22 protein-coding genes are annotated in these 22,198 nt (G+C 62.6%); 11 read left to right on the top strand and 11 right to left on the bottom strand.

Annotated features, from left to right (window positions below):
• Positions 1-31: 31 nt before the first annotated feature.
• The 6 genes from ACMGE0_RS17580 to ACMGE0_RS17555 all read right to left on the bottom strand — a co-directional run bounded on the left by ACMGE0_RS17580 (position 32) and on the right by ACMGE0_RS17555 (position 5,831).
• Complete coding sequence (locus ACMGE0_RS17580; protein ID WP_436817162.1) at positions 32-886, bottom strand: NADPH-dependent oxidoreductase; 855 nt, start codon at positions 884-886, stop codon at positions 32-34.
• Between the two features lie 24 nt (positions 887-910).
• Positions 911-1,657, bottom strand: a complete 747-nt coding sequence (locus tag ACMGE0_RS17575) for an ABC transporter ATP-binding protein (protein WP_436817161.1) — start codon at positions 1,655-1,657, stop codon at positions 911-913.
• Positions 1,654-2,463: an ATP-binding cassette domain-containing protein gene (locus tag ACMGE0_RS17570; RefSeq protein WP_436817160.1), complete on the bottom strand. Its 810-nt coding sequence runs from the start codon at positions 2,461-2,463 to the stop codon at positions 1,654-1,656. Before ACMGE0_RS17570 ends, ACMGE0_RS17575 begins: the two co-directional genes overlap by 4 nt.
• A complete protein-coding gene (locus ACMGE0_RS17565) occupies positions 2,460-3,317 on the bottom strand; it encodes an ABC transporter permease (RefSeq protein WP_436817159.1) in 858 nt (285 codons plus the stop codon). Before ACMGE0_RS17565 ends, ACMGE0_RS17570 begins: the two co-directional genes overlap by 4 nt.
• Positions 3,314-4,294: an ABC transporter permease gene (locus ACMGE0_RS17560; RefSeq protein WP_436817158.1), complete on the bottom strand. Its 981-nt coding sequence runs from the start codon at positions 4,292-4,294 to the stop codon at positions 3,314-3,316. Before ACMGE0_RS17560 ends, ACMGE0_RS17565 begins: the two co-directional genes overlap by 4 nt.
• A 67-nt stretch (positions 4,295-4,361) precedes the next feature.
• Positions 4,362-5,831, bottom strand: coding sequence for an ABC transporter substrate-binding protein (locus ACMGE0_RS17555; RefSeq protein WP_436817214.1), 1,470 nt, complete (start codon positions 5,829-5,831; stop codon positions 4,362-4,364).
• 284 nt (positions 5,832-6,115) lie between these two features.
• Between ACMGE0_RS17555 and ACMGE0_RS17550 the strand changes: the two genes are divergently transcribed.
• From ACMGE0_RS17550 to ACMGE0_RS17510, 9 genes are all read left to right on the top strand, one after another.
• The gene (locus tag ACMGE0_RS17550) at positions 6,116-7,348 is read left to right on the top strand and encodes a M24 family metallopeptidase (RefSeq protein ID WP_436817157.1); all 1,233 of its coding nucleotides are present in this window, start codon (positions 6,116-6,118) and stop codon (positions 7,346-7,348) included.
• Between the two features lie 269 nt (positions 7,349-7,617).
• Positions 7,618-9,240: an FAD-dependent oxidoreductase gene (locus ACMGE0_RS17545; protein WP_436817156.1), complete on the top strand. Its 1,623-nt coding sequence runs from the start codon at positions 7,618-7,620 to the stop codon at positions 9,238-9,240.
• Positions 9,237-9,560 (top strand): 4Fe-4S binding protein, encoded by a 324-nt coding sequence (locus tag ACMGE0_RS17540; RefSeq protein WP_436817155.1) that lies wholly within the window; start codon positions 9,237-9,239, stop codon positions 9,558-9,560. Before ACMGE0_RS17545 ends, ACMGE0_RS17540 begins: the two co-directional genes overlap by 4 nt.
• A 64-nt stretch (positions 9,561-9,624) precedes the next feature.
• Positions 9,625-10,692 carry an ABC transporter substrate-binding protein gene (locus tag ACMGE0_RS17535; protein ID WP_436817154.1) on the top strand — a complete coding sequence of 356 codons (1,068 nt, stop codon included), beginning with the start codon at positions 9,625-9,627 and terminating at the stop codon, positions 10,690-10,692.
• 15 nt (positions 10,693-10,707) lie between these two features.
• Positions 10,708-11,781 (top strand): ABC transporter substrate-binding protein, encoded by a 1,074-nt coding sequence (locus ACMGE0_RS17530; RefSeq protein WP_436817153.1) that lies wholly within the window; start codon positions 10,708-10,710, stop codon positions 11,779-11,781.
• Positions 11,782-11,846: 65 nt separating this feature from the next.
• Entirely contained in the window at positions 11,847-12,716 is an 870-nt protein-coding gene (locus ACMGE0_RS17525; RefSeq protein WP_436817152.1) for an ABC transporter permease, read from the top strand.
• An 11-nt stretch (positions 12,717-12,727) separates the two neighbouring features.
• The gene (locus ACMGE0_RS17520) at positions 12,728-13,519 is read left to right on the top strand and encodes an ABC transporter permease (RefSeq protein WP_436817151.1); all 792 of its coding nucleotides are present in this window, start codon (positions 12,728-12,730) and stop codon (positions 13,517-13,519) included.
• A complete protein-coding gene (locus tag ACMGE0_RS17515; protein ID WP_436817150.1) occupies positions 13,504-14,298 on the top strand; it encodes an ABC transporter ATP-binding protein in 795 nt (264 codons plus the stop codon). Before ACMGE0_RS17520 ends, ACMGE0_RS17515 begins: the two co-directional genes overlap by 16 nt.
• 180 nt (positions 14,299-14,478) lie before the next feature.
• The gene (locus ACMGE0_RS17510; RefSeq protein WP_436817149.1) at positions 14,479-14,940 is read left to right on the top strand and encodes an RrF2 family transcriptional regulator; all 462 of its coding nucleotides are present in this window, start codon (positions 14,479-14,481) and stop codon (positions 14,938-14,940) included.
• On the opposite strand, the gene ACMGE0_RS17505 is transcribed toward ACMGE0_RS17510, so the two are convergent.
• Complete coding sequence (locus ACMGE0_RS17505) at positions 14,937-16,154, bottom strand: SfnB family sulfur acquisition oxidoreductase (RefSeq protein ID WP_436817148.1); 1,218 nt, start codon at positions 16,152-16,154, stop codon at positions 14,937-14,939. The two genes, ACMGE0_RS17510 and ACMGE0_RS17505, sit on opposite strands and share 4 nt — an antisense overlap.
• A gap of 270 nt (positions 16,155-16,424) precedes the next feature.
• Here ACMGE0_RS17505 and ACMGE0_RS17500 point away from each other — a divergent pair, with 270 nt between their 5' ends.
• Positions 16,425-17,744, top strand: coding sequence for an LLM class flavin-dependent oxidoreductase (locus ACMGE0_RS17500; RefSeq protein ID WP_436817147.1), 1,320 nt, complete (start codon positions 16,425-16,427; stop codon positions 17,742-17,744).
• A 179-nt stretch (positions 17,745-17,923) separates the two neighbouring features.
• Positions 17,924-18,115 carry a hypothetical protein gene (locus ACMGE0_RS17495; RefSeq protein ID WP_436817146.1) on the top strand — a complete coding sequence of 64 codons (192 nt, stop codon included), beginning with the start codon at positions 17,924-17,926 and terminating at the stop codon, positions 18,113-18,115.
• Positions 18,116-18,360: 245 nt separating this feature from the next.
• Here the strand turns inward: ACMGE0_RS17495 and ACMGE0_RS17490 are convergent, their stop codons facing one another.
• The 4 genes from ACMGE0_RS17490 to ACMGE0_RS17475 form a co-directional block, all read right to left on the bottom strand.
• Positions 18,361-19,020, bottom strand: coding sequence for a peroxiredoxin (locus ACMGE0_RS17490; RefSeq protein ID WP_436817145.1), 660 nt, complete (start codon positions 19,018-19,020; stop codon positions 18,361-18,363).
• Positions 19,021-19,439: 419 nt separating this feature from the next.
• Positions 19,440-20,498 carry an ABC transporter ATP-binding protein gene (locus ACMGE0_RS17485; RefSeq protein WP_436817144.1) on the bottom strand — a complete coding sequence of 353 codons (1,059 nt, stop codon included), beginning with the start codon at positions 20,496-20,498 and terminating at the stop codon, positions 19,440-19,442.
• A gap of 7 nt (positions 20,499-20,505) precedes the next feature.
• Complete coding sequence (locus tag ACMGE0_RS17480) at positions 20,506-21,294, bottom strand: ABC transporter permease (protein ID WP_436817143.1); 789 nt, start codon at positions 21,292-21,294, stop codon at positions 20,506-20,508.
• 4 nt (positions 21,295-21,298) lie between these two features.
• The gene (locus tag ACMGE0_RS17475) at positions 21,299-22,123 is read right to left on the bottom strand and encodes an ABC transporter permease (RefSeq protein ID WP_436817142.1); all 825 of its coding nucleotides are present in this window, start codon (positions 22,121-22,123) and stop codon (positions 21,299-21,301) included.
• Positions 22,124-22,198 lie beyond the last annotated feature (75 nt).

Genomic DNA, 22,198 nt, shown 5'->3' with positions numbered 1-22,198 from the left:
ATTTCAACTCCGGTGCAAAACGGCTGTCCCGCTATTTTGTCCTGAAGCCCATGCGCCGCACGACATCGAGAAGCACGTGCCGCCCCTTGAGGGATGCCGTATCGGCGATACGATTGGCGGCGACAGCCGTCCAACCGCGTGTTGCCATGCCCTGACCCGCCTGGAAGGAGCGCATCGTATCGTCATAGGCGGCGAGTGCGGGTTCGTGGGCCGAGACCTGATATTGCTCGCGGTGAAGCACAAGCGACTGCGGGAGACGCGGCTTGACCTCCGTTTCAACCGAAGCATCGGGATAGCCGACCGTCATGCCGAACACGGCAAAGGTCTCCGGCGGCAGGCCGAGCACTGCGCCGACTTCCGCCGGATGATTGCGCATGCCGCCGATATAGCAGGAGCCGAGACCGAGCGATTCCAGCGCGACCAGCGCGTTCTGGGCAGCAAGTGCGGCGTCGATCGCGCCAAGCAGGAAGCTTTCGAAATAGTCGAGCCCTTCACCCGTCTTGCCCTGATCGACCGAGATCTTCCGCAGACGGGAAAGATCGGCGAGCCAGACAAGAAAGAGCGGCGCCGAAAGGATCTGGGGATTGGGTGAGGCAAGCTCGGCGAGCTTTGCCTTGCGATCCGGATCCTCGACGGCGACGACGCTCCAGGCCTGGAGGCTGGATGAGGTGGGGGCTGACTGCGCGGCCGCGACGATCAGCTGGAGCGCGCTTTCGGGCACCTTCTCCGGAAGATAGGCGCGGATGGAGCGATGTGAAAGGATCGTCTCCACCACTGCATTCCAATCTGAAGTTTGGTCCGATTGGTCCGCGCCATAACGGCGGCGCAGCAGATCGAACGGCAGCTCGGCAGTTTCGGAAGCGGAAACGGGACGGGAAACTGACATCGGGCAACTCCTTGGAAAAGAAGATCAGACCGGCATGCGGGGGATGCTGGCCAAGAGTTTCTGGGTGTAGGAATGCTTGGGTGCCGCAAGGATGTCGCGGGTCCTGCCGCTCTCGACGATCTTGCCGCGTTCGAGGATGATGGTTTCTTCGCAGAGCGAGGCGACGAGGCCGATGTCGTGGGAGACGAGCACGAGCGTCACCGTCTTCGACAGATCCTGGAGCAGCTGGACGATGCGGATGCGGGTGGAAAGGTCGAGGGCGCTCACCACTTCGTCGGCCAGCACGACCTCCGGCCGCGAGACGATCGCGCGGGCAATCGCGATGCGCTGCCGCTGCCCGCCGGAAAACTCGTGCGGATATCGCTCCGCCGCATCGGCCGACAGGCCGACCGAGGCAAGTGCTGCGGCAACGGCAGTCTTGGTATCTCCGGAAATTTTGAGCGAACGCAGCGGCTCGGCGATGATGTCGAAGACGTTCTGGCGCGGATCGAGCGAGGAATAGGGATCCTGAAAGACCGCCTGAACGGTACGGCGGAAGCCGCGCATGAAATCGCCGTTCTTCGGATCGAGCGGCGAGCCTTTGACCGTGATCGAGCCCTCGGACGGGCGGTTGAGGCCGAGCAAGAGGCGGAGCAACGTCGTCTTGCCGGAGCCGGATTCGCCGACAATGCCGAGATTGGTGCCCTGCCGCAGTGTCAGGCTCACGCCGTCGAGCGTCTTCTGGTCGCGATTGTAGCCGAAGGAGACGTTGCGGACGTCGACGAGGCTCATGGCGCGATCTCCAGAGCGTTGTCGAAGGAGCGGGCGGCGGCGACCAGGCTCTGCGTATAGTCGTGCGACGGCTGCTGGAAGACCGTGCCGACCGGTCCTTGTTCGACGATGCGGCCATGCCGCAGCACGACCACCCGATCGACGGCATTCGCCACCACGGGCAGATCGTGGCTGATGAAGAGCAGCGCCATGTTGCGCTCTCGGACCAACTGGCCCAGCAGATTGAGGATTTCTGCCTGCGTCGTGACGTCGAGCGCGGTGGTCGGCTCGTCGGCGATCAGAAGTTCGGGACGGCAGGCGAGCGCCATGGCGATCGCGGCGCGTTGCCGCTGGCCCCCGGAAATTTCGTGCGGCCAGGATTTTGCGATCCGCTCCGGCTGCGGCAGGGCCACTTGGTCCAGCAGGTCGATCACTTCGCGCATAACCGTCGTGTCGTCGCTCGGCCGGCCATCGCGCTTGGCGCGGCGCCGAACAGCCTCGGCCACCTGCCGGCCGATCTTCATCAGCGGATCGAGCGCGGTCAGCGGTTCCTGAAAGACGGTCGCCACGATCGTGCCCCGCAGCGGCACCAGATCACGGTCACGCGCACCGACCACCTGCTTTCCATCAAGCAGAACCGAACCGCCGGCGCGCAAGCCCTCGGGGAGAAGGCCGATCGCTGCAAGCGCCGTCAATGATTTGCCGGAGCCGGATTCTCCGATCAGGCCAAGACGCTCGCCGGATGCGACGGAGAAGGAGACATCCGAGACCAGCGTCTGGCCGCCCGTCTCGACCGAAAGGCCTTCGATCGACAGAAGCGAGCTCATCGGCGCCTCCTGCGGGTCGGGTCGGCGATATCGCGCAGGCCGTCAGCCAGCAAATTGATGCCGATGACGAGCAGGACGAGCGCAATGCCCGGTGCAACGGCGCCGAAAGGTGCCGTATAGACCGTGCCTTGCGCTTCCTGCAGCAGCCGGCCCCAGGAAGCGTTCGGAGGCGGTGCGCCGAGACCAAGATAGGAGAGCGAGGCTTCGGCGATGACGGCCAGCCCGAACTGCAGCGCCAGGTTGACGAGCAGCGTCGGCCAGATATTCGGCAGGATGTGGATCGCGACGACACCCAGCCAGGACGTGCCGGAAATCCGCGAGGCGGTGATATAGTCCATCCTCAATACACGCTTCGCCAGAATGCGCGTGAGCCGTGCAACGATCGCCGAATTGGCGATGCCGATCGCCACGATCGCGGTCCAGAGGCTCGCTCCGTCGCTGGAGGCGACGATCAGCATGGCGAGCAGCAGGGTCGGGAAGGCGATGAGGATGTCGAGGCCGGCGGCGAGCACGTCGTCCAGCGTCTTCGACGCGAAGGCTGCGATGAGGCCGATCGTGATACCAATCGCCGCACCGATGATCACCGCACCGGTGCCGACGAGGAGCGCGATGCGCGAGCCGATCATGATCAGCGTGAAAAGGTCGCGCCCAAGCCGGTCGGTACCGGCCCAATGCGCAAAAAAGGGCGCTTCAAGCCGCCCGCCGGACATGGCGGCCGGATCATAGGGCGTCCAGACGAGCGTCAAGAGGCCGATGACAAGATGCAGGCCGACGAGGATCGTGCCGGCGGCAAAGGTCCATGAACGGCGGGCGCGGCCTTCCGGAGGAGCGGCGATGAGGCTTCTATCGGTCATGGCTCGGTTCCCGCCACGCGGCCGCGCAGCCGCGGATCGATAAGGCGCTGGGCAAGATCGGCGGCAAAGCCGACCAGCAGGACCAGCAGCGTCGAGATGAAGAGCACGCCCTGCACGTTCGGATAGTCGCGCTGCTCTATGCCGAGAAGCAGCATCGACCCTAGGCCCGGCAGCGAGAAGACCCGCTCGACGACGACGGCGCCGAGAAGCGTCGAGGCGAGCTCTATGCCGAGAATGGAAATCACCGGCACCGAACCGTTGCGAATGCCGTGGCGGATCAGTGCCTCGGAAAAGGTCGCGCCGAGGGCGCGCGCGGTGCGCAGGTAATCGCTGCCGAGCACGTCTTGCGCGGCGGAGCGCACATAGCGGATCAGTGAGGCGGACATGACGATGGCGATCGTCGCAACCGGCAGCACGAGAGCTTCGAAGGCTGCATCCGGCCTCTGCCAGCCCCGCGACGGAAAGCCGCCCGAGGGAAAAAGCCGCAGATTGACGGCAAAGACGGTTACCAGAAGGATACCGATCCAGAAGACGGGCACGGCAATGCCGAACTGCGAGACGACGGAGATGAGCGAACCGTACCAGCGGTCGGATTTCACGGCGGCGACGACCCCAAGCGGTACGGCGATTACAATTGCCAGCAGGAACGACATCAGCGTCAGCGGCACGGTGACGGCCAAGCGATCGCCGATCTCCGGCAGAACCGGCGCGCCGCTGATGAAGGAATTGCCGAGGTCGAAGCGGGCGAGGCTGGAGACGAAGCGCAGGAACTGTTCCGACAGCGGCAGGTCGGACCCCACCTGCCGCCGGGCGGCTTCGATCTGCTCCGGGTCTGCTCCGACGGAAACGAGCGCATTGGCCGGATCGCCCGGAAGCAGGCGCAGCAGCAGGAACAGCACCGCGGCCGCGATCAGGATCGAAACGATGAGGATGGCCAGACGGCGCAGAAGATAGGAGAAAATAGCCGCACCTTTCATCAGAAAACCGCCCGGGCTGAGCCGGGCGGGTACACTATAGCGCAAGCCCCGAGCAGAGGGGCCGCGATCAATCGGCCTTCTTGATGCCGGAGGCGAAGAACTGCGAGTTCAGGCCGTTGACGGGATAACCGGACACCGATTTCGCCGAGACGACGATCTGCGGATAGAGGTAGAGCCAGTTGCTGGCGGCATCTTCCGCGATGATCGTGTTGGCTTCCTTCAGCTTTTCCGTCTGCTCGTCGGTCGTGGCGCTTTCTTCCGCCTGCCTGATGAGGTCGACGACCTTCGGATTGTTGTAGCCCCAATAGAAGTCCGGGTTGCCGTAGAAGACGATATCGCGATGGTTCACATGTTCCTGAAGCGTCGCCTGGAAGTCATGCGCCTTGTAAATCTTGGTGTACCACTCGTTGGCGGTGATGACGTTGATGTTCACCTTGACGCCGATCTTGGCGAGTTCGGTCTGCAGGAACTGCGCCGCGATCGGATGCGGATCGTAGTTCGGCGTATCGATGGTGAAGGTGAAGCCGTTCGGATAACCGGCCTCGGCGAGCAACGCCTTGGCGCTTTCCGGATCGTAGGCATCGACCTTGGTGAGGTCGACATACCAGGGATCGGTCGGCGGAACCATCGAGCCGATCAGCGTGCCATAGTCGCCCCAGACGGCTTTGAGCAGCCTGGCGTCGTCGACGGCGCGCGCGAGCGCCTTGCGGACCTTTACGTTGTGGAAGGGTGCGACGCGGTCGTTATAGGCGAGCAGGAGCTTGGTGGTCGACTGGCCCTCGGCCACCGTGAAATCCGGATTGTCCTTGAATTGCGCAAGCGAATCCGGGCTTTGCACGGAGGTAATGATGTCGACCGAACCGGTGAGCAGCGCATTGTTGAGTGCGGTCGCCTCGGTGAAATACTGGAAGACCACGTCGGCATTGGAGGGCTTCTGGCCCCAGTAATCGTCGAAACGGGTCAGCGCTAGCGACGAACCGCGACGCCAGCCTTCCAGCGTATAGGGGCCGGTACCGTCTTCCGTCGCAGTGAGATTGGTCGCCGTGTCGTTGACGATCCAGACATAGCTCAGATTGTAGGGCAGCGAGATCGAGCGGGAGGAGAGCTTGACGATGACGGTGGCGTCATCCGGCGTCTCGATGCCGGCGATCTGCTTCAGGCTGTTCTTGCGGGAGCTTTTGGATTCCGGCGCGGTGACGCGCTCGATCGAGAATTTCACATCCTCGGAGGTCAGCGGATCGCCGGAATGGAAGGTGACGCCCGGCTGCAGCGTGAATGTATAGGTGAGGCCGTCGTCGCTCACCTTGTAATCCTTGCCCAGGACCGGCTCGACCGCGCCGGCATCGGTCAGCTGGAACAGCGCTTCATAGACATTGCCGTTGAAGGCCTCGTTGATGCCCTGGCCGGCGCCGGCGGTATTGTCGAGGTTCTGCGGCTCATAGAGCGAACCGATGTTGATCGTCGCATCGGCATCGAAATCCTGCGCGTGAACGGAACCTGCCGCAACCGCGCCGAGGAGAAAGGCGCCGGCCGTCATAGCCCGGACAAAGCGCCGGTCGGTCTTCAAGGTCTCGGCCATGCGGGCCGTCAAACCGCTCATTTTATGCTCCCTAATCGAGTTGGCCTTTTCAGCCATTGTATACCGGCGCGGAGAATATCGCAGTTCTTCTCAACCGGAAGGGCAGTGGGCCACGATTTTCCGCAGGTGCAGGAAACGCTCTTCGCCGCCATACTTCCGGCAGGGAATTTTGTTCCAGCTTCCGCTGGCGCTTTCTCGTAAGGCCGGCTAAGGCCTTGAGAAAGACGATTTGGAGTACGGCCATGAGCGATATCGATCGCGATCATGCAGAACGCCTGATGCGGGAAGCCGGGCTCGATGCATTGGCGCTCTTCCAGCCCGAAGCTTTTCATTATGCGATCGGGGCGCCGGCGGGCGTGGCGGCGATGTGGGGCAGGGCGGGAGCGGCCATCGCGCTCGTGCCTGCGGATGCCGCGGCTGATCTCGCGGCTGTCGCCAGCGATCACGCTTCCGGTCCGATCCGCAATGCGGTTCCCGATATCGATCTGCGCACGCACCGCATCTGGATCGACATGCTCGACCTGACGGGTGTGCAAACGGTGCTCCAGATCAACGAAGCGTATCAGCGGCTCGGGGCGGCCAGTCCCCGGCCCGAAACCTTCGATCGATCCGCCTGCTTCAATCTGCTCGGCGATTTGTTGAAGGAGCGCGGTCTCGGCCACGCGCGGATCGGTGCGGATCTGGAGTTTATGCCGGCTGCCGATTTCGACGCGCTGAAACAGGCTCTGCCGGGTGTCCGCTGGGTCAATGGTTCCGAAGTGCTCCGCCGGATGCGGGCGGTCAAATCGCAGCATGAGATCGAACGCCTGCGCCGTGCCGCGAAGGCCGCCGAGGCGGGGCTTGTCCGAATGGCGGTGGCGGTAAGGCTGGGTGTTCCGCTTGGCGAACTCTCTTCCGCCTGGAAGGCCGGCGCGCAGGCCGCAGCTATCGAAGGCGGCTTTGCGCTCAGCGGCCATTGGGACTTCATCTCGATCGGCTCCGACCTCTCGGACATGTCCGCCGTCGTGACACCCGGTGCCCTGATCAAGGCCGATGTCGGCACGCTGGTCGGTGGCTATTCCTCCGATGGCGCCCGCACCTTCACCCACGGGCCGGCGTCGCCACTGGCACGCGACATATTCAAGGCGCTGGAGAGCGCATTCGAGGCAGGTTTCGAGCAGCTTCGGCCGGGCAATACGTTCGGTGCGGTGCATGCAGCCATGATCGCCTCCATGCGTAAAGACGGTTTTTCCGATTATTATCGCGGCCATTTCGGTCACTCGGTCGGCGGCAGCGTCGGCATCGAGGAATGGCCGTTCTTTTCCTCCGGCAATCCGGAGATCATCCTGCCGAACATGGTGGTCGCGCTGGAGACGCCGTTCTATGGTCAGGGTCTTGGTGCGCTGATGATCGAAGACCAGTTCCTGATCACCGAGACCGGGGCGGAATGCATGAACACGCTGCCTCGGACATTGCGCGATCTCTCAGCCGAGTAGCCCAAATCTTTCCCCGATAAAGCCCTGTCTTTCGGAAATTCATTCTCCGCGGACGACATCCATTCAGGTCCGGATTATTCCCCTAACCCCGATGGATAGCGGTAGCATTTTTTCCGTAGCGGCCGTTCGCACGCACGTCATTTCCTTTAGTCTATAGAATTAATAGATAATATGATTGCCATCGGTCGGCCGGTGCACGAAGCGCTGTAGCCGCCTGATTTCGGGGACTTGAACGACGGGCTTTCCGCCCGTACCAGGAGAGACAGATCATGGTGATCACATCCACGGCCGCGAATATCGCGGCCCCTTCCGCCTCGCTCGAACTTGACGCCGACGTTCTGGTGATCGGCGGTGGTCCTGCCGGAACCTGGGCGGCGATCGCCGCTGCGGGCAAAGGCGCCAAGGTCGTGCTGGTCGACAAGGGTTTCTGTGGCTCCTCCGGGGCAACCGCGCCGTCCGGAACCGGCGTCTGGTACGTGCCGCCGGACCCCGCCCGCCGCGCCAGGGCGATGAACAGCCGCTGGGATCTCGGCGGCCGGCTTGCCGACCCCGCCTGGATGCGCCGGACGCTCGATCGCACCTATGAGAACGTCAACCATCTTGCCGAATGGGGCTATCCCTTCAGCGATGACGGCAACGGCAGATCGATCCGGACCAGTCTCGATGGTCCCGATTACATGCGGCTGATGCGCAAGCGGACCAAATCGGCGGGTGTGAAGATCCTCGATCACAGCCCCGCGCTCGAACTGCTGCGTGATGAAACCGGTGCGGTTGCCGGTGCTGCGGGCGTTCGGCGGCAGAAGGGCGATACCTGGCTGGTGAGGGCCGGAGCGGTGGTGATAGCAACCGGCGGCTGCGCCTTCCTCAGCAAGGCGCTCGGCTGCAACGTGCTGACCGGTGACGGCCTGCTTCTTGCTGCCGAACTCGGCGCCGAACTCTCGGGCATGGAATTTTCCAGCGCCTATGCCATGGCGCTGGAAGGCGGCTCGGTCACCAAAACCCGTTTCTACGAATGGGCGACCTTCACCTTCGAGGACGGCTCGCCGATCCCGGGTGCTGCGTCCAAGGGCGGCCGTTCGGTGATCGCCAAGGCGCTTGCGACGCAACGGGTCTTCGCCCAGCTCGATAAGGCGGATGCCGAAACCGAACAGGCGATGCGTTACGCCCAGCCCAACTTCTTCGTACCGCTCGATCGCGTCGGCATCGATCCGTTCAAGCAGCGCTTCCCGGTCACGCTGCTGCTCGAAGGCACCGTGCGCGGCACCGGGGGTCTGAGGATCGTCGACAACGGCTGCGCCACAACGGTTCCCGGCCTTTACGCGGCCGGCGATGCCGCGACCCGCGAGCTGATCTGCGGCGCATTTACCGGCGGAGGCAGCCATAACGCCGCCTGGGCCATGTCTTCCGGCTTCTGGGCCGGCGGTTCGGCCGGTGACTACGGCCAGCAATATCGCGGCCGCAATCGCCGTTATGTCCGCGCCGGCGGCGTCGGCATCGCCGACGGATCGGGTTGGGCGATCGATGCGGCAGCACTCACCCGTTCGGTTCAGGACGAGGTCCATCCCTATGACCGCAACTATCAGCGCACCGGCGAAAAGCTGGAAGATTCGCTCGGCCGCCTGGACGGGCTCTGGTCAGGCATCCGCACGGCGCGGGCCGCATCGCTCGGCGAAGCGCAGCGCATCCGCGAAGGCGTCGCGATGCTGGCCACCTCCCGCTGGATGTATCGCAGCGCGCTTTCGAGAACGGAAACCCGTGGGATGCACAAACGTGAAGACTTCTTGAGGAAGGACGATACGCAGCTTCACTATACGACGACCGGTGGCCTCGATGAGGTCTGGATCGGCCGCGAGCGCGCTCCGTCGCCGGAACTCGAGATTCTGGCAGCATGATCGAGGTCATCAGCGAGGACCGGTGCACCGGTTGCAATATCTGCGTCAACGTCTGCCCGACCAATGTCTTCGACACGGTTCAAGGCGGCATTCCGGTGATCGCCCGTCAGGACGATTGCCAGACCTGCTTCATGTGCGAGGTCTACTGTCCGGACGATGCGCTCTATGTGGCGCCCCTCGCCGCTGAGGTGACCGGCATCACGGTTGCGGAGCTCGAACGGCAGGATCTGTTCGGCAGTTACCGCAAGTCGATCGGCTGGGTGAGGAGTGGAAGGCCACGGCCCACGCCGGAAGTTATGAGCCGCCTCGATCATCATTGACGAATGAACCGGCCGCCGGACTAGGCGACTACCGTCAAACAGACGAATTGCGGGATTTTCGACCATGCGCACCACACGCAGAACATTTCTGGGATTAAGCGCGGCAGTTGCCACGTTTCCCACCACATTCTCCATCACCCGCGCGCAAACCAAGCCGGATGTCATCCGGCTCGCGGGGCCGGGCAACGCCGCCGGCCGACCCTATGGCAACGGCTCGATCGGCATCCTGCGCGGGCGGGAGCTGCTTGAGAAGGAATTCGAGCCCGACGGCATCCGCATCGAATGGCAGTTCCCGCGCGGCACCGGCCCCGCGATCAACGAGGCCTTCGCCAACCGCCAGCTCGAGTTCGCGAGCTACGGGGGTTTGCCGAACATCGTCGGCCGCGGCGCCGGCGTACGCACCACGGTGCTCGCCGCCTCGGGCATCTCGCCGACCTATGTCGGGGTGCGCCCTGCAGCCGGAATCAAGACACTCGCCGATCTCAAGGGCAAGAAGGTCGCCTTCCAGCGCGGCACGATCTTCGAGCTCTCGCTCTCGCTCATTCTGGCAGGCGTGGGCCTCAAGAACGAGGACGTCCGGATTTTCGACCTCCAGGGCGCCGACCAGACGGCGGCGATCCAGTCGGGCGACGTGGACGCGCTGCTCGGCCAGGGCAACCAGGTACTGGCGCTGGTGAATAGCGGGCTCGTCGAGGTCCTCTACAGCACCAAGGGACCCGCCCCGGGTTCGACCTTCGGCTCCTTCACCGTGCTCGACAGCTTTGCCGAGGCAAATCCCGAGATCGTCGCGCGGGTGTTGCGCGCTTACGTCGAAGCCTCGCGCTTCGCGGGCCTCGATGAGAACCGGGACAAGCTCTACGACATCTGGGCGCTCACCGGCTCCCCTCGCGAGAGCTATGTCACCGATTATGCTGGCGATAATCTCCGTGACCGCAACAGCCCGCTGCTCGACGGCTTCTACCGCGCGAACATCAAGGCCGGGCTCGACTTCACGCTGGAGCAGAAGCTGGTGCGCAAGCCTTTCGATGTCGACGAATGGATTCAGGACAGCCTGCTGACCAAGACGCTCGCCGATCTCGGCTATGAGACCGTCTGGACCCCACGCGAGGCCGACGGCAAGACCCGGACCTAAGGGAGAGAGGGCAAGATGAGACGCAGAACCTTTACGAGCCTCGCCGTGCTCGCCGTTACCGCGGCAGCCATCCTCGGGACCGGCCCGGCCGTGGCCCAGGATAAGCCCCGGGTCATCCGCATCGCCTCCTTCGGTAACGCGGCCGGCAAGCCCTATGGCACCGGTGCGATCGGCGTCGTCCGTGCCCAGGAGCTTCTGGAGAAGGAGTTCGCCGCCGACGGCATCAAGATCGAGTGGCAGTTTCCGCGCGGCACGGGGCCGGCCATCAACGAGGCCTTCGCCAACGGCCAGCTCGATTTCGCCTATTACGGCGGCCTGCCCAACATCGTCGGCCGCGGGGCCGGTCTCAAGACGAAGGTGATCGCGTCCTACGGCGTCAGCCCCGTTTATCTGGTCGCCCGGCCGGACGCCAGGATCGCCTCGCTTTCCGATCTCAAGGGCAAGAAGATCTCGACGTCGCGCGGCACGATCAACGAGCTCGGCCTCTTTCAAATCCTCACCAGGGCCGGCCTGGCGGTCGACGACATCCAGTTCTTCGACCTGCAAACCGCCGACCAGATATCGGCGATCACCTCCGGTGATATCGATGTGGTCGTTGGTGGCGGCAACTCCGTCTTGCAGCTCGTCGACCAAGGCATCGCGCAGATCGTCTACACCACCAAGGGGAGCCCTGCGCCCGGCAGCAATTTCGGCTCCTTCGTGGTGACGGACCAATTTCGTCAGGCCTATCCGGAGTTGACCCAGCGGGTGGTCAACAATTTCGTCAAGGCGTCCTATTTCGCTTCCGATGAAAAGAACCGCGACGCGCTCTTCGACATATGGGCACTGACCGGTCCGCCACGCTCGACGTTCCAAAAAGATTATGACGGTGAGTTGTTGAAGGACCGCCAGAGCCCGCTGCTCGACGACTTCTATCGCGCCAATGTCGAAGCCGGCATCAAATTCGCCGTCGGCCAGAAGCTGATCCGCAAGCCCTTCGACATCGATGAATGGGTGGACGACAGCTATCTGAAGACGGCTTTGAAGGCGTTCGGCTACGAGAATGTCTGGACGCCGCGCGACGGCCAAGGCAATGCCGTCCGGTTCTGACCGGCGCTTCTCCACTCTCTGGTCTACGCTTCGTGCCGAGATGACGGCCGAAGGAAGGAGCGATCATGTCCGATGTCACCTTCAAGACTTCCGTTTCGATTGCCGAGACCCCATTCGACCGCGTGGCGGACAAAGGTGTGCGGGGTCTTCTTGCCTCGGCACCGCACCTGTCCGGCTGGTTAGGAAAGGTGGCTCTAGGCCTCGTCGTGCCGTTCGCGCTTCTGGCGTTCTGGTCCTACGCCGTCCACCAGGAATGGCTGGCGGAGCAGATCCTCCCCGATCCGCGGCTCGTATATGAAACGACCACAGATCTGATCGCCACCGGCCAGTTGCCAGGTGAGCTTCTCGTCAGTCTGGGGCGCGTGGCGGCGGGCCTTGCGGTCGGAGGCGGGCTCGGTCTCCTCTTCGGGCTCGCCTTCGGCCTCTTCCGGCCGCTGGATATCTATGTGGCGCCGACGGTGCGGGCGATCTGCCTGGTGCCCTCGCTCGGCTGGCTTCCCTTCTTCATGCTGGTCTTCGGCATCGGCGAAGCCTTGAAGATCATCCTCATCGCCAAGACCTGTTTCCTGCCGCTGATGGTGAGCGCCTATGAAGGCATCCGCAGCAGGCCGCGCAAATATGACGATGTCGCCCGGGCGCTCGAACTGCCCTGGCTCGTGAGGGTCCGGCTGGTGGTGTGGCCCTCCATCCTGCCCGCCATTCTTACAGGCGTCCGCCAGGCGCTGAGCCGCGGCTGGAAGGTGCTGATCCTGGTCGAGATGATTTCCTCGGCAGCAGGTCTCGGCTACCTGATGATGTGGGGCCGCAAGGCCTTTCAGCTCGACGTGGTCTTCGCCACCATGATCGTCATCGGCATCGTCGGCTGGGTGCTCGATTACGCGTTGACGAAGTTCCAGCATCGCACGACCGGCTGGTCGTTCAAGACGGCGGCATGAGGGAGGGGCCGATGACCACCGCCACGCTCACTCGTCCCCAGCTCATCTGGCGGGCGCTTGTCCTGCCGGCGGCGCTCGTTGTTCTCTGGTCGCTTCTCGATGCGCTCGGAGCGCTCGGCAACGACATCATCGTCTCGCCGGCACAGGTTTTGAAAACCGCCTATCAGGGTTTCGCGGACGGCTCCATTCCCGGGGCGACGATTGCGACTCTTCTGAGAGCCCTGGCCGGCTGGGCGATCGGGGCGTCCGTCGGGCTTGCTTTCGGCGTGCTGATCGGGCTTTCCGGCATCGCGCGCGGCCTCTTCGATCCGTCTATCGCCAGCCTGCGCCAGATCGCGCTCTTCGCCTGGATTCCTCTGCTCAGCGCCTGGTTCGGCAATGGCGAGGTGATGAAGATCACGCTGATCGCACTCGGCGCCTTTTTCCCGATGGCGCTTGGTGCGCAGGCTGGATGTCAGAACGTACCCGCGCCGTTCCGTGAAGTAGGCCGAGTGCTTGAACTCGATCGCCGCACGACGCTGACGAAGATCATCTTTCCGGCGGCAATCCCTTCCATTTTGGCGGGGTTGGAGCTGTCGCTCAATATCGCCTGGCTCGGCACTTTCGGCGCCGAGTACCTGATCGGCACCGGTTATATCAACGGCATGGGGGACGGTCTCGGTGCCTACCTCGCCGCAGCCCGCGAATATGCGCGCATGGATCAGGTTCTGCTCGGTGTCCTTTTCCTCGCGCTCATCGGGGTCGGCCTCGATCGGCTCGTCATCGGATTTTCAAGGAGGCTCATACCATGGCGGATGCCCTGACCCTGTCACGGCCGAAAACGATCGCGGCCGGTTCGGTTCGGATCTCGGATGTCTCCAAGACTTTCCGCGTCGAAAGCCGCATCGTCCACGCGCTCGACAACGTATCGCTCGCCATCGAATCCGGCGAATTCATCAGTATCGTTGGACCGAGCGGCTGCGGCAAGTCGACACTGCTGCGCTTTCTCGCCGGCCTCGACGGACCGGACCGCGGGCGGATCACGGTCGATGGCGAAGTGATCGATCGCCCGAGCCTCAAGCGCGGCATCGTCTTCCAGGATCACCGGCTGCTGCCCTGGTTCAGCGTGGAGAAGAACATCGCGCTCAGCCTCTACAGCCTCGCCGGCTCGGAGGCGGAAAAGCGCGAGCGGGTGCAGTACCTGATCGATCTCGTCGGCCTGAGCGGCTTCGAAAAAGCGTTGCCGCACGAACTTTCCGGTGGCATGTCGCAGCGCGCGGCGATTGCCCGCGGACTTGCGCCGCGGCCGCCCCTGCTCCTGCTCGACGAACCGCTGGGTGCGTTGGATTCGCTCACCCGCAGCTATCTTCAGGACGAGTTGCTGGCAATCTGGGAGCGCGAGAAAAGCACGGTCGTCATGGTGACCCATGACGTGGAAGAGGCGATCTACCTTTCCGACCGGGTGGTCGTCATGGAACCTCGCCCGGGCCGCATTGCGAAGATCTTCGAGATACCCGGCAACCGGCCGCGGCATAGAGACGATCCGGATTTCGTCACGATCCGGCGTCAGGTCACCGATCTTCTGGCGCATCGAAAAGATTGATCGGGAAGTTCGAGCGTTCAGGTGAAGTTTGAGCGAGCTTCGCCTGTGCAGGCGGGCGGGTCCTTCCCTTCTTGGATCCGCCCGTCTCGTTTCTTGTCCCTGGTTGCCGAAAGTTGCGTTGAACCTCAGGAACTTGTCCTGTATCGAGAAGGAAACGGTGAGGCAGGCTTTCGATCCTCGATGCTGACGAAAAAGGGAAAATACGGTCTCAAGGCGCTGGTGCATCTGGCGCAACTCGAACCCGGCAGGACCGCCTTCGTCAGCGAGATCGCCGAGCAGAACAACATTTCCAAGAAATTCCTCGACGCGATCCTGCTCGAACTGCGCAAGGGCGGCCTGCTGCGCTCGAAGAAGGGGCCGGGCGGCGGTTATGCGCTATCGAAGCCGGCGTCGCAGATCTATGTCGGCCAGGCGGTGCGCATCCTCGACGGACCGCTGGCTCCGATCCGCTGCGCCAGCAAGACGGCTTTCGAGGCCTGCGACGATTGCGACCATCCCGAAGACTGTCAGATCCGCCATTCGATGACCGAAGTGCGCGATGCGATCGCCTCGGTGCTCGACACCATGACGCTGGAACAGATGGTCGCCAAGCGCTCGAGCGGCATTATCGATGAGGTCGAGCCGACCACCAAACAGGGTTAGAATTGCCCGTTCGGCTTCGGCACCTTGCCGTTGAGGTGATAGTCGCCGATCGCGTGATGTTTCCAGCGCACCGGATCGTGCACCGTGTGGGTGCGGGCATTGCGCCAATGACGGTCGAGGTTCAGCCCTTCCTTGGTGGCGGAGGTGCCGGCCAGTTCGAACAGGCCGTTGGTCGCGTCCATCGCCGCTTCCGTCGTCAGGATCTTCGCCGCTGCAACCGCCAGCGAGGCCTCGACCGCCGTTTCCGGCGAGGGGGTGATCTGGGCGACATCAACCTTGCGGCCGGCTCGTTCCAGCACCGCCGACGCCGCTTCCAGCTTCACGGCGATCGACCCTGTCCGCGCGATGGTCAGCGGATCGCTGCTTGCCGTCTCGATGCCGAGATTGCGCATGCCGCGGGATTTATGGCGGACAAATTCGAGCATGTCGGCAAAGGCAGCGCGCGCAATCCCGAGATCGATCGCAGCATGCAGGAACTGGCCGAGAGAACCGACGGGCGCGTGCCGCTCGAAGCTGCGGTAATAGGCAATCACCGAATCCGCCGAGACATAGACATTTTCGATCAGCACAGTGCCGCTGGCGGTCGTGCGCTGCCCGAAGCTGTCCCAGTCGTCGACGATGGTGAGGCCCTCCGTCTCCTTCGGCACGATCGCCATCGCGAGCCTGCCCTCGGGATCGATGGCGAAGATCGCCACCCAATCGGCAAAGAGCGCGCCAGTGGAATAATATTTGCGGCCGTTGATGCGATAGCCGACGCCATCCGGCACCAGCCGAGTCTCGATGTCCCCGGCCGCCGCGACCCCCGTTTCCGCCAGAGCATTTGCAAAGTGCTCGCCGGCCAGCGCCCGGGCGAAGAAGAACTTCTTCTGCTCCTCCGTGCCGCAAAGCCTGAGCGCTTCCAGGATGTGATAATGGTTCTGCGGGATTTGGCCGATCGACGCATCCGCCTCGGAAAGGATGGCGATCACCTCGGCCAGAAAGGCATTGGAAATATCCGCCCCCCCATATTCCGCGGGCACGGTGATGCCGAGAAGGCCCGACTGGGCCACAAGCTCCATCTCATGATGGGGAAGAAGCCTCTCCCGGTCCCGGAGGCCCGAACCTTCGGCGATCGGCACCGCCAGCGCTTTTGCCACGTCGAGCGCCTCGTCCTCGGTCGCAATGTATGGAGCCACTGCTTTGATCTTTCCTGCCAAGTGGAAAACCCTGCTCATGTGCATCTCCTCGATCAAGCTATCATTGAGACACGCCGCAGAGGCCGGGAGAAGGAATAAAGCTTCAATTGCCGACCTTGGACGAAGCGAATTTTCTCTTTTGGCGGCTGCAAAGAGAGATTTGCGGATTGTCACGGCAAGTTGAGCAGGAGAAGAGAGAATTTCTCCGGCGCAATAGGATCCGCGAAACAACTTTCCTTAGCGCGCGAAAAGAGAACGCCTAGTCTGGCGGAACAGGGTCATTCCCTCTTTTCCGATAGAGCTTCTCCCATGGCAAAGTCTCTGCACCTTACCGCTTTCATGCGCCCCGTCAGCCTGCATACCGGAGCGTGGCGTTATCCTGGCGCCCATCCGGACGCCAACTTCAACTTTGCGCATATCAAGTCTTTCGCGCAGAAGCTGGAGCGGGCGAAGTTCGACGCCTTCTTCATGGCCGATCACCTGGCGGTGCTGAACATGCCGGTGGAAGCCTTGAAGCGCAGCCATACCGTCACTTCGTTCGAGCCGTTCACGCTGCTTTCGGCACTTGCGGCCGTGACCGAGAAGATCGGGCTTGCGGCGACCGCCTCGACGACATTCGACCAGCCCTACCACGTCGCCCGCCGCTTTGCCTCGCTTGATCATATCAGCAACGGCCGTGCCGCCTGGAACATCGTCACCACGTCCAATCCGGATGCGGCGCGCAATTTCGGGCTCGACGAGCATGTGGAGCATGGCGAGCGCTATAAGCGGGCGCGGGAATTCTACGATGTGGTGACGGGGCTGTGGGACAGTTTCGCCGACGATGCCTTTCTTCGCGACCAGGAAAGCGGCATTTTCTGGGATCCGGAAAAGATGCATGTGCTCGACCACAAGGGTGAAGAACTAAGCGTGCGCGGGCCGCTCAACATCGCTCGGCTGGTACAGGGCTGGCCGGTGATCGTGCAGGCCGGGCAGTCGGAACCGGGACGTCAGCTCGCAGCGGAGACGGCCGAGGTGGTCTTCTGTTCGCCACGCGATCTTTTGGCCGGCAAGGCTCTCTATGCGGACATCAAGGGACGCATGGCGGCGGTCGGCCGCAATCCGGAGCACCTGAAAATCCTGCCGGCCGCCTTCGTCGTGATCGGAGAGACAGTCGAGGAGGCAAAGGCCAAGCGCGCCAAGCTCGACAGCCTCGTCCATTACGACAGCGCGATCGCTTCGCTTTCGATCGCGCTCGGTCATGACGCTTCCAGCTTCGATCCCGACGGGCCGCTGCCGGATATCCCCGAGACCAATGCCAGCAAATCCGGCAGGGCAGGGGTCCTAAGGCTTGCCGAACAGGAAAAGCTCACGGTGCGGCAACTCGCCCAGCGCTATGGCGGATATTCCGGCCTCGCCTTCGTCGGCACGCCGCAGACTGTTGCCGACGAGATGCAGGCCTGGCTGTCAGAACAGGCATCCGACGGGTTCACCGTGGTCTTCCCCTACCTGCCGCAAGGCCTGGATGATGTGACGACACGGTTGGTCCCGGAACTCCAGCGCCGCGGAATTTTCCGCCACGAGTATGAACGCACGACGCTGAGGGAACACCTTGGCCTGCCGCGGCCGGCAAACCGTTTCTTTGCATGAAGGCCGTCTCATGCTCTTCTTGCAAAGATGGCGATTTCGTGAAGCGCCACATTTGTGACGGAATTGTTTCAAATCCATTGGCCTAATTAGTACAGTGTTTTGGTAGACTACATTGACCGGAACCGGATTTGGCCCGAAACTGGCAGGAGGCATGATGCTGACCCAACTGGAGGCTGACGATGATCGGTGGTGGCTTTTCCCTGTTTGGATTTGATCTGTTCGGACTGACCCGGCGCGTTCCGCCGAAGGCAGAACTGGAGCCTGCCGAACAGCAGGCGCCTCAAAAAGTGCGGAGCGATCGCGAGATCGACCGTGTTCCGGACCGGGAATATTCCGAAAGCTTCTTCTGGGGCATGTATCCCGTCTATTGAAGGGAGGCTCCCCCCGGCTCTCGCATGCGATGCGTGCCGTAGCTGTCCGTTCACCCGCAAAATCGGAAAGTTATCTTGCGCAAGGAAGGCTCTGGTTTACCCGCTGTGCGGTTGCGGCGCGTTCTCCTTCGGGCAGCGGTCCTGTCCATCCATAAGGGGCGGGCTCGCTCGACCCGATGGCAATGACACGACAAGGCCGGCGAAACGATCCGCTTCGCCGGCCTTGAGATTTGCGTCAGCGCATATCATGCTGTCGGCTGCTTGGTCTTCCGCAGATAAGGCAGGACCGTATCGAAGGATCCGAAGCGAGAGACGGCGTCTTCGTTCGAAACTGCGGCGGTGATGATCACGTCGTCGCCCTGCTGCCAGTTGGCAGGCGTCGCCACCTGATGCTTGGCAGTGAGCTGGATCGAGTCGATCGCGCGCAGGATTTCGTTGAAGTTGCGGCCGGTGGTCATCGGATAGGTGAGGATCAGCTTGATCTTCTTGTCCGGCCCGATGACATAGACCGAGCGCACCGTTGCATTGTCGGCAGGCGTGCGGCCTTCCGAAGTCTCGCCCGCGCCGGCCGGCAGCATGTCGTAAAGCTTGGCCACCTTGAGATCGCGGTCGCCGATCAGCGGGTATTCCACCTCGAACCCCGTTGCTGTCTTGATGTCGTCCTTCCACTTGCCGTGGCTTTCGACCGGATCGACGGAGATGCCGATGATTTTGACGCCGCGTTTTGTGAACTCTCCTTCGAGACCGGCCATGGTGCCGAGCTCGGTCGTGCAGACCGGCGTGAAGTTTTTCGGATGGGAGAAGAGGACTGCCCAGCCGTTGCCGATCCAGTCATGGAAATGGATCGTCCCCTTGGTGGTCTCGGCGGTGAAGTCCGGTGCGGTATCGTTGATGCGAAGGCTCATGTTTCAACTCCCTTGAATTGACTGGATTTGCGCAGTCGGTGATTTCCGGTGCGCCAATCAGTCGGCGACCGGGATCGTCCGTTGATTATAGAGTATTTTGCGGATGCGTTCCCCACGAGAATGGCGCCGGATGCGAACGCCACCTGCTTGCCGTAGGGGTGGCCAGTGGTAAAGATCGATCATTGAAGGCTCCCGTGGCATCATCAATTGCGGGATCGATACTATCCTCTTCCGGAGCAAAGACCGAATCCGTTTGTTCCAAAATGCCGGCGGGAAAGAGAGCAGCTTTCCAAATGATCCCCCGCTTATGTCAGTTCCGTCACCGGCGTTGACACAAGCCCGAGCTCACGGGTCTCGCGATCAAACGCATCGGTCGATACCGCGTCCGGTGAGTTGGGCTGCGCCGATGAAACGCCGGATCAATCTTCCGGATCAAGGATGCAGCATTGTTCCGCAACCGGGGTCAGAACGGCCTGGATACCGGCGTCCAGCGGATCGGAGAGTGCGCCGTTGGCGGTGACTTCGCCTGCGGTCGTCTCGCATTTATATTGGTAGGCCCGGCCGAGATACGTGCGGGTGCCAAGCGTCGCCGGAATGCCTTCGCCGCCGCGGCGGACTGAGAGACCTTCGGCGCGGGCGGCGAGCGTGAAATCGTCCTTGATCGGCCCGAACACGTCCTGCGACAGATGCAGCTTGGTGCCCCCGGCGGCTTCCGCCGTGACCATGGGACCCTCGCGGCCGGTTACCTTCATGCGGATCAGATTCTCGAAGCCGACGAACCGGGCGACGAAGGCGTTGGCAGGCTTGCGGTAGAGCACTTCCGGCGTGTCGAGCTGCAGGATGCGGCCAGCGTTCATGATCGCGACGCGATCGGAGATCGAAAAAGCTTCCTCCTGGTCGTGGGTGACGTAGAGAGAGGTCGTGCCGTTGGCGCGCTGCAGCTGGCGGATCTCGACCCGCATGTCGATACGCAGTTTCGCATCGAGGTTGGAAAGCGGTTCGTCGAACATCAGAAGCGGTGGCTCGATGACAAGAGCGCGGGCAAGGGCGACACGCTGCTTCTGACCGCCGGAAAGCGCAGCCGGCAGCCGGTCGGCGAGCGGGGCGAGGCCGACGCGCTCCAGCATGGCCATTGCGCGCTTTGCCCGATCCGGTCTCGTGATATTGCGCTGTTTCAGACCGAAGGCGACATTGTCGAGCACGGTCAGATGTGGAAAGAGCGCATAGTTCTGGAAGACGAGGCCAATCTCCCGCGCATGGGCGGGCAGCGTCGTCAGATCACGGTCGCCAAGCCGCACCGTGCCGCTGGTCGGCTGCAGGAAACCGGCGACGATCCGGAGCGTCGTCGTCTTGCCGCAGCCCGAGGAGCCGAGCAGCGAGACGAGTTCGCCGGCAGCGACCGAAAGCGACAGGTCCTTCAGGACCTGCGTGGTTCCGTAATGGGCCGAGAGGTTTTCGATGGTCAGAGATACGGTCACGATGAACCTATTTGGTCAGAAAAGTGAGGCCGAGCGTCGCTTCGACGATGGCCATGACGCCGACGGTCACCAGCATCAGGAGCACCGAGACGGAGGCGATCGTCGGATCGAAGAACTGCTCCATATGCGCGAGAATCTGGATCGGCAGGGTGGAAATGCCCGGTCCCGTCAGGAAGACCGAGACCGAAACATCGTTGATCGAGGTGATGAAAGCGAGAATGAAGGCGGCAATCACACCCGCGCGGATGTTCGGCAGCACGACCGTCATGAAGGTTTTGACCGGTGGGCAGCCGAGGCTCCTTGCCGCCTCTTCGATCGAGAAATCGAAGGATGCCAGGCTCGCGCCGACGACCCGCACCGAATAGGGCAGCACGAGCAGGGCGTGCCCCAGAATGAGGCTGGGATAGACCGGCAGACCGAGGCCGATGGTGATGGATTTCAGCAACGAGAAGCCGAAGACGATTTCCGGCACCAGAATCGGCAGCACGAAGAGCGTCGAGAGCCAGCGCGGCAGCTCCACCCGATAACGGTTCAGCGCATAGGCAGCCGGAATGCCGATCAGCAGCGAGAGTGCGGTGCCGAGGAAGGCGACCTGCAGGCTGGTGATCGCCGTGCGCCGGAAGGCTTCGACCTGGAAGATGTTGGCGAACCAGCGCAGTGTCAGCCCCTGCGGCGGGAAGGTGAGAAAGGTCGTGTCGCTGAGCGAGGCACCGACGATGATGACAAGCGGTGCCAGCAGAAAGAGGAAAACGAGGGCCGCGAAGGCGCCGAGGACGGGATGAACGCGTGCGGGCATAGGGTCATACCGCCATCGGGTTCAGCCGGCGTGCAATCCGGCTCATGACGGTGACGACGGCGATGGTGATCACCACCATGATCGCCGCGATGGTGGAGGCGCCGACCCAGTCGAAGGTCACCATGGCGCGCTGATAGAGGAACGTGCCCATCATCATCTGTTTTTCGCCTCCCAGAAGCTGTGGTGTCGCATAGGAGGTGAAACTACCGGTGAAGACGAGAACCGCGCCGACGATGAGGCCGGGTGTCGCCAGCGGCAGGATAATCTGCAGGAAGGTCGGAACCGGTCTGGCGCCGAGCGAGGCGGAGGCCTCGATCAGGTCACGCGGAATGCCTTCCAAGACGCCGGTCAGCGTCAGGATCATCAGCGGCACGAAGAGATAGACCATGGCGACGATGACCGAACCTTCCGTGTAGAGCATGGAGAGCGGCTCCGCGATCAGCCCGATCGAGATCAGCGTATCGTTGATGATGCCGTTCTTGCCGAGGATGATCAGCCAGGCAAAGGAGCGTACGACGACGCCGGTCAAGAGCGGAAAGACGGCGGCGATGATTGCGATGCTTTTCAGCCGGCCCGGCATCTGGGCGATGACGTAAGCCGTGATGAAGCCGATGACGAGCGAGATCGCCGTGGTGATCAGTGCGATCTTCAGCGTGCGGTAAAGAACCGCGCGCCGGAAGCCGCTGTTGAAAAAAGCCGCATAGGTTGAGAACGGCCCTTTCGCTTCGCCGAAGGTCGTGGCGATCGTCAGAAGGACAGGGATGACCAGAAGCACGACGACGGCGATCGTCGCCGGCGTCGTCAAACCCCATCTGGCGAGCTTGTGCATCGGATACTCTTTTGAAGGCAGGAACGTCGCGTTGACGGCGACGTTCCGATGTCGATTCAACAGGTCTTCGGTTCC

Source organism: Neorhizobium descurainiae, assembly GCF_051400715.1.
GTDB lineage: Bacteria > Pseudomonadota > Alphaproteobacteria > Rhizobiales > Rhizobiaceae > Neorhizobium.
The sequence above is the reverse complement of the archived record's forward strand: the minus strand, read 5'-3'. Positions and strand labels throughout refer to the sequence as shown.

Coding starts and splice junctions, on each gene's coding strand:
- ACMGE0_RS17565 (WP_436817159.1), bottom strand. CDS start 3,317: ATGACCGATAGAAGCCTCATCGCCGCTCCTCCGGAAGGCCGCGCCCGC.
- ACMGE0_RS17515 (WP_436817150.1), top strand. CDS start 13,504: ATGGCGGATGCCCTGACCCTGTCACGGCCGAAAACGATCGCGGCCGGT.
- ACMGE0_RS17550 (WP_436817157.1), top strand. CDS start 6,116: ATGAGCGATATCGATCGCGATCATGCAGAACGCCTGATGCGGGAAGCC.
- ACMGE0_RS17575 (WP_436817161.1), bottom strand. CDS start 1,657: ATGAGCCTCGTCGACGTCCGCAACGTCTCCTTCGGCTACAATCGCGAC.
- ACMGE0_RS17475 (WP_436817142.1), bottom strand. CDS start 22,123: ATGCACAAGCTCGCCAGATGGGGTTTGACGACGCCGGCGACGATCGCC.
- ACMGE0_RS17495 (WP_436817146.1), top strand. CDS start 17,924: ATGATCGGTGGTGGCTTTTCCCTGTTTGGATTTGATCTGTTCGGACTG.
- ACMGE0_RS17500 (WP_436817147.1), top strand. CDS start 16,425: ATGGCAAAGTCTCTGCACCTTACCGCTTTCATGCGCCCCGTCAGCCTG.
- ACMGE0_RS17535 (WP_436817154.1), top strand. CDS start 9,625: ATGCGCACCACACGCAGAACATTTCTGGGATTAAGCGCGGCAGTTGCC.
- ACMGE0_RS17540 (WP_436817155.1), top strand. CDS start 9,237: ATGATCGAGGTCATCAGCGAGGACCGGTGCACCGGTTGCAATATCTGC.
- ACMGE0_RS17490 (WP_436817145.1), bottom strand. CDS start 19,020: ATGAGCCTTCGCATCAACGATACCGCACCGGACTTCACCGCCGAGACC.
- ACMGE0_RS17580 (WP_436817162.1), bottom strand. CDS start 886: ATGTCAGTTTCCCGTCCCGTTTCCGCTTCCGAAACTGCCGAGCTGCCG.
- ACMGE0_RS17510 (WP_436817149.1), top strand. CDS start 14,479: ATGCTGACGAAAAAGGGAAAATACGGTCTCAAGGCGCTGGTGCATCTG.
- ACMGE0_RS17560 (WP_436817158.1), bottom strand. CDS start 4,294: ATGAAAGGTGCGGCTATTTTCTCCTATCTTCTGCGCCGTCTGGCCATC.
- ACMGE0_RS17520 (WP_436817151.1), top strand. CDS start 12,728: ATGACCACCGCCACGCTCACTCGTCCCCAGCTCATCTGGCGGGCGCTT.
- ACMGE0_RS17545 (WP_436817156.1), top strand. CDS start 7,618: ATGGTGATCACATCCACGGCCGCGAATATCGCGGCCCCTTCCGCCTCG.
- ACMGE0_RS17530 (WP_436817153.1), top strand. CDS start 10,708: ATGAGACGCAGAACCTTTACGAGCCTCGCCGTGCTCGCCGTTACCGCG.
- ACMGE0_RS17555 (WP_436817214.1), bottom strand. CDS start 5,831: ATGACGGCCGGCGCCTTTCTCCTCGGCGCGGTTGCGGCAGGTTCCGTT.
- ACMGE0_RS17570 (WP_436817160.1), bottom strand. CDS start 2,463: ATGAGCTCGCTTCTGTCGATCGAAGGCCTTTCGGTCGAGACGGGCGGC.
- ACMGE0_RS17505 (WP_436817148.1), bottom strand. CDS start 16,154: ATGAGCAGGGTTTTCCACTTGGCAGGAAAGATCAAAGCAGTGGCTCCA.
- ACMGE0_RS17525 (WP_436817152.1), top strand. CDS start 11,847: ATGTCCGATGTCACCTTCAAGACTTCCGTTTCGATTGCCGAGACCCCA.
- ACMGE0_RS17480 (WP_436817143.1), bottom strand. CDS start 21,294: ATGCCCGCACGCGTTCATCCCGTCCTCGGCGCCTTCGCGGCCCTCGTT.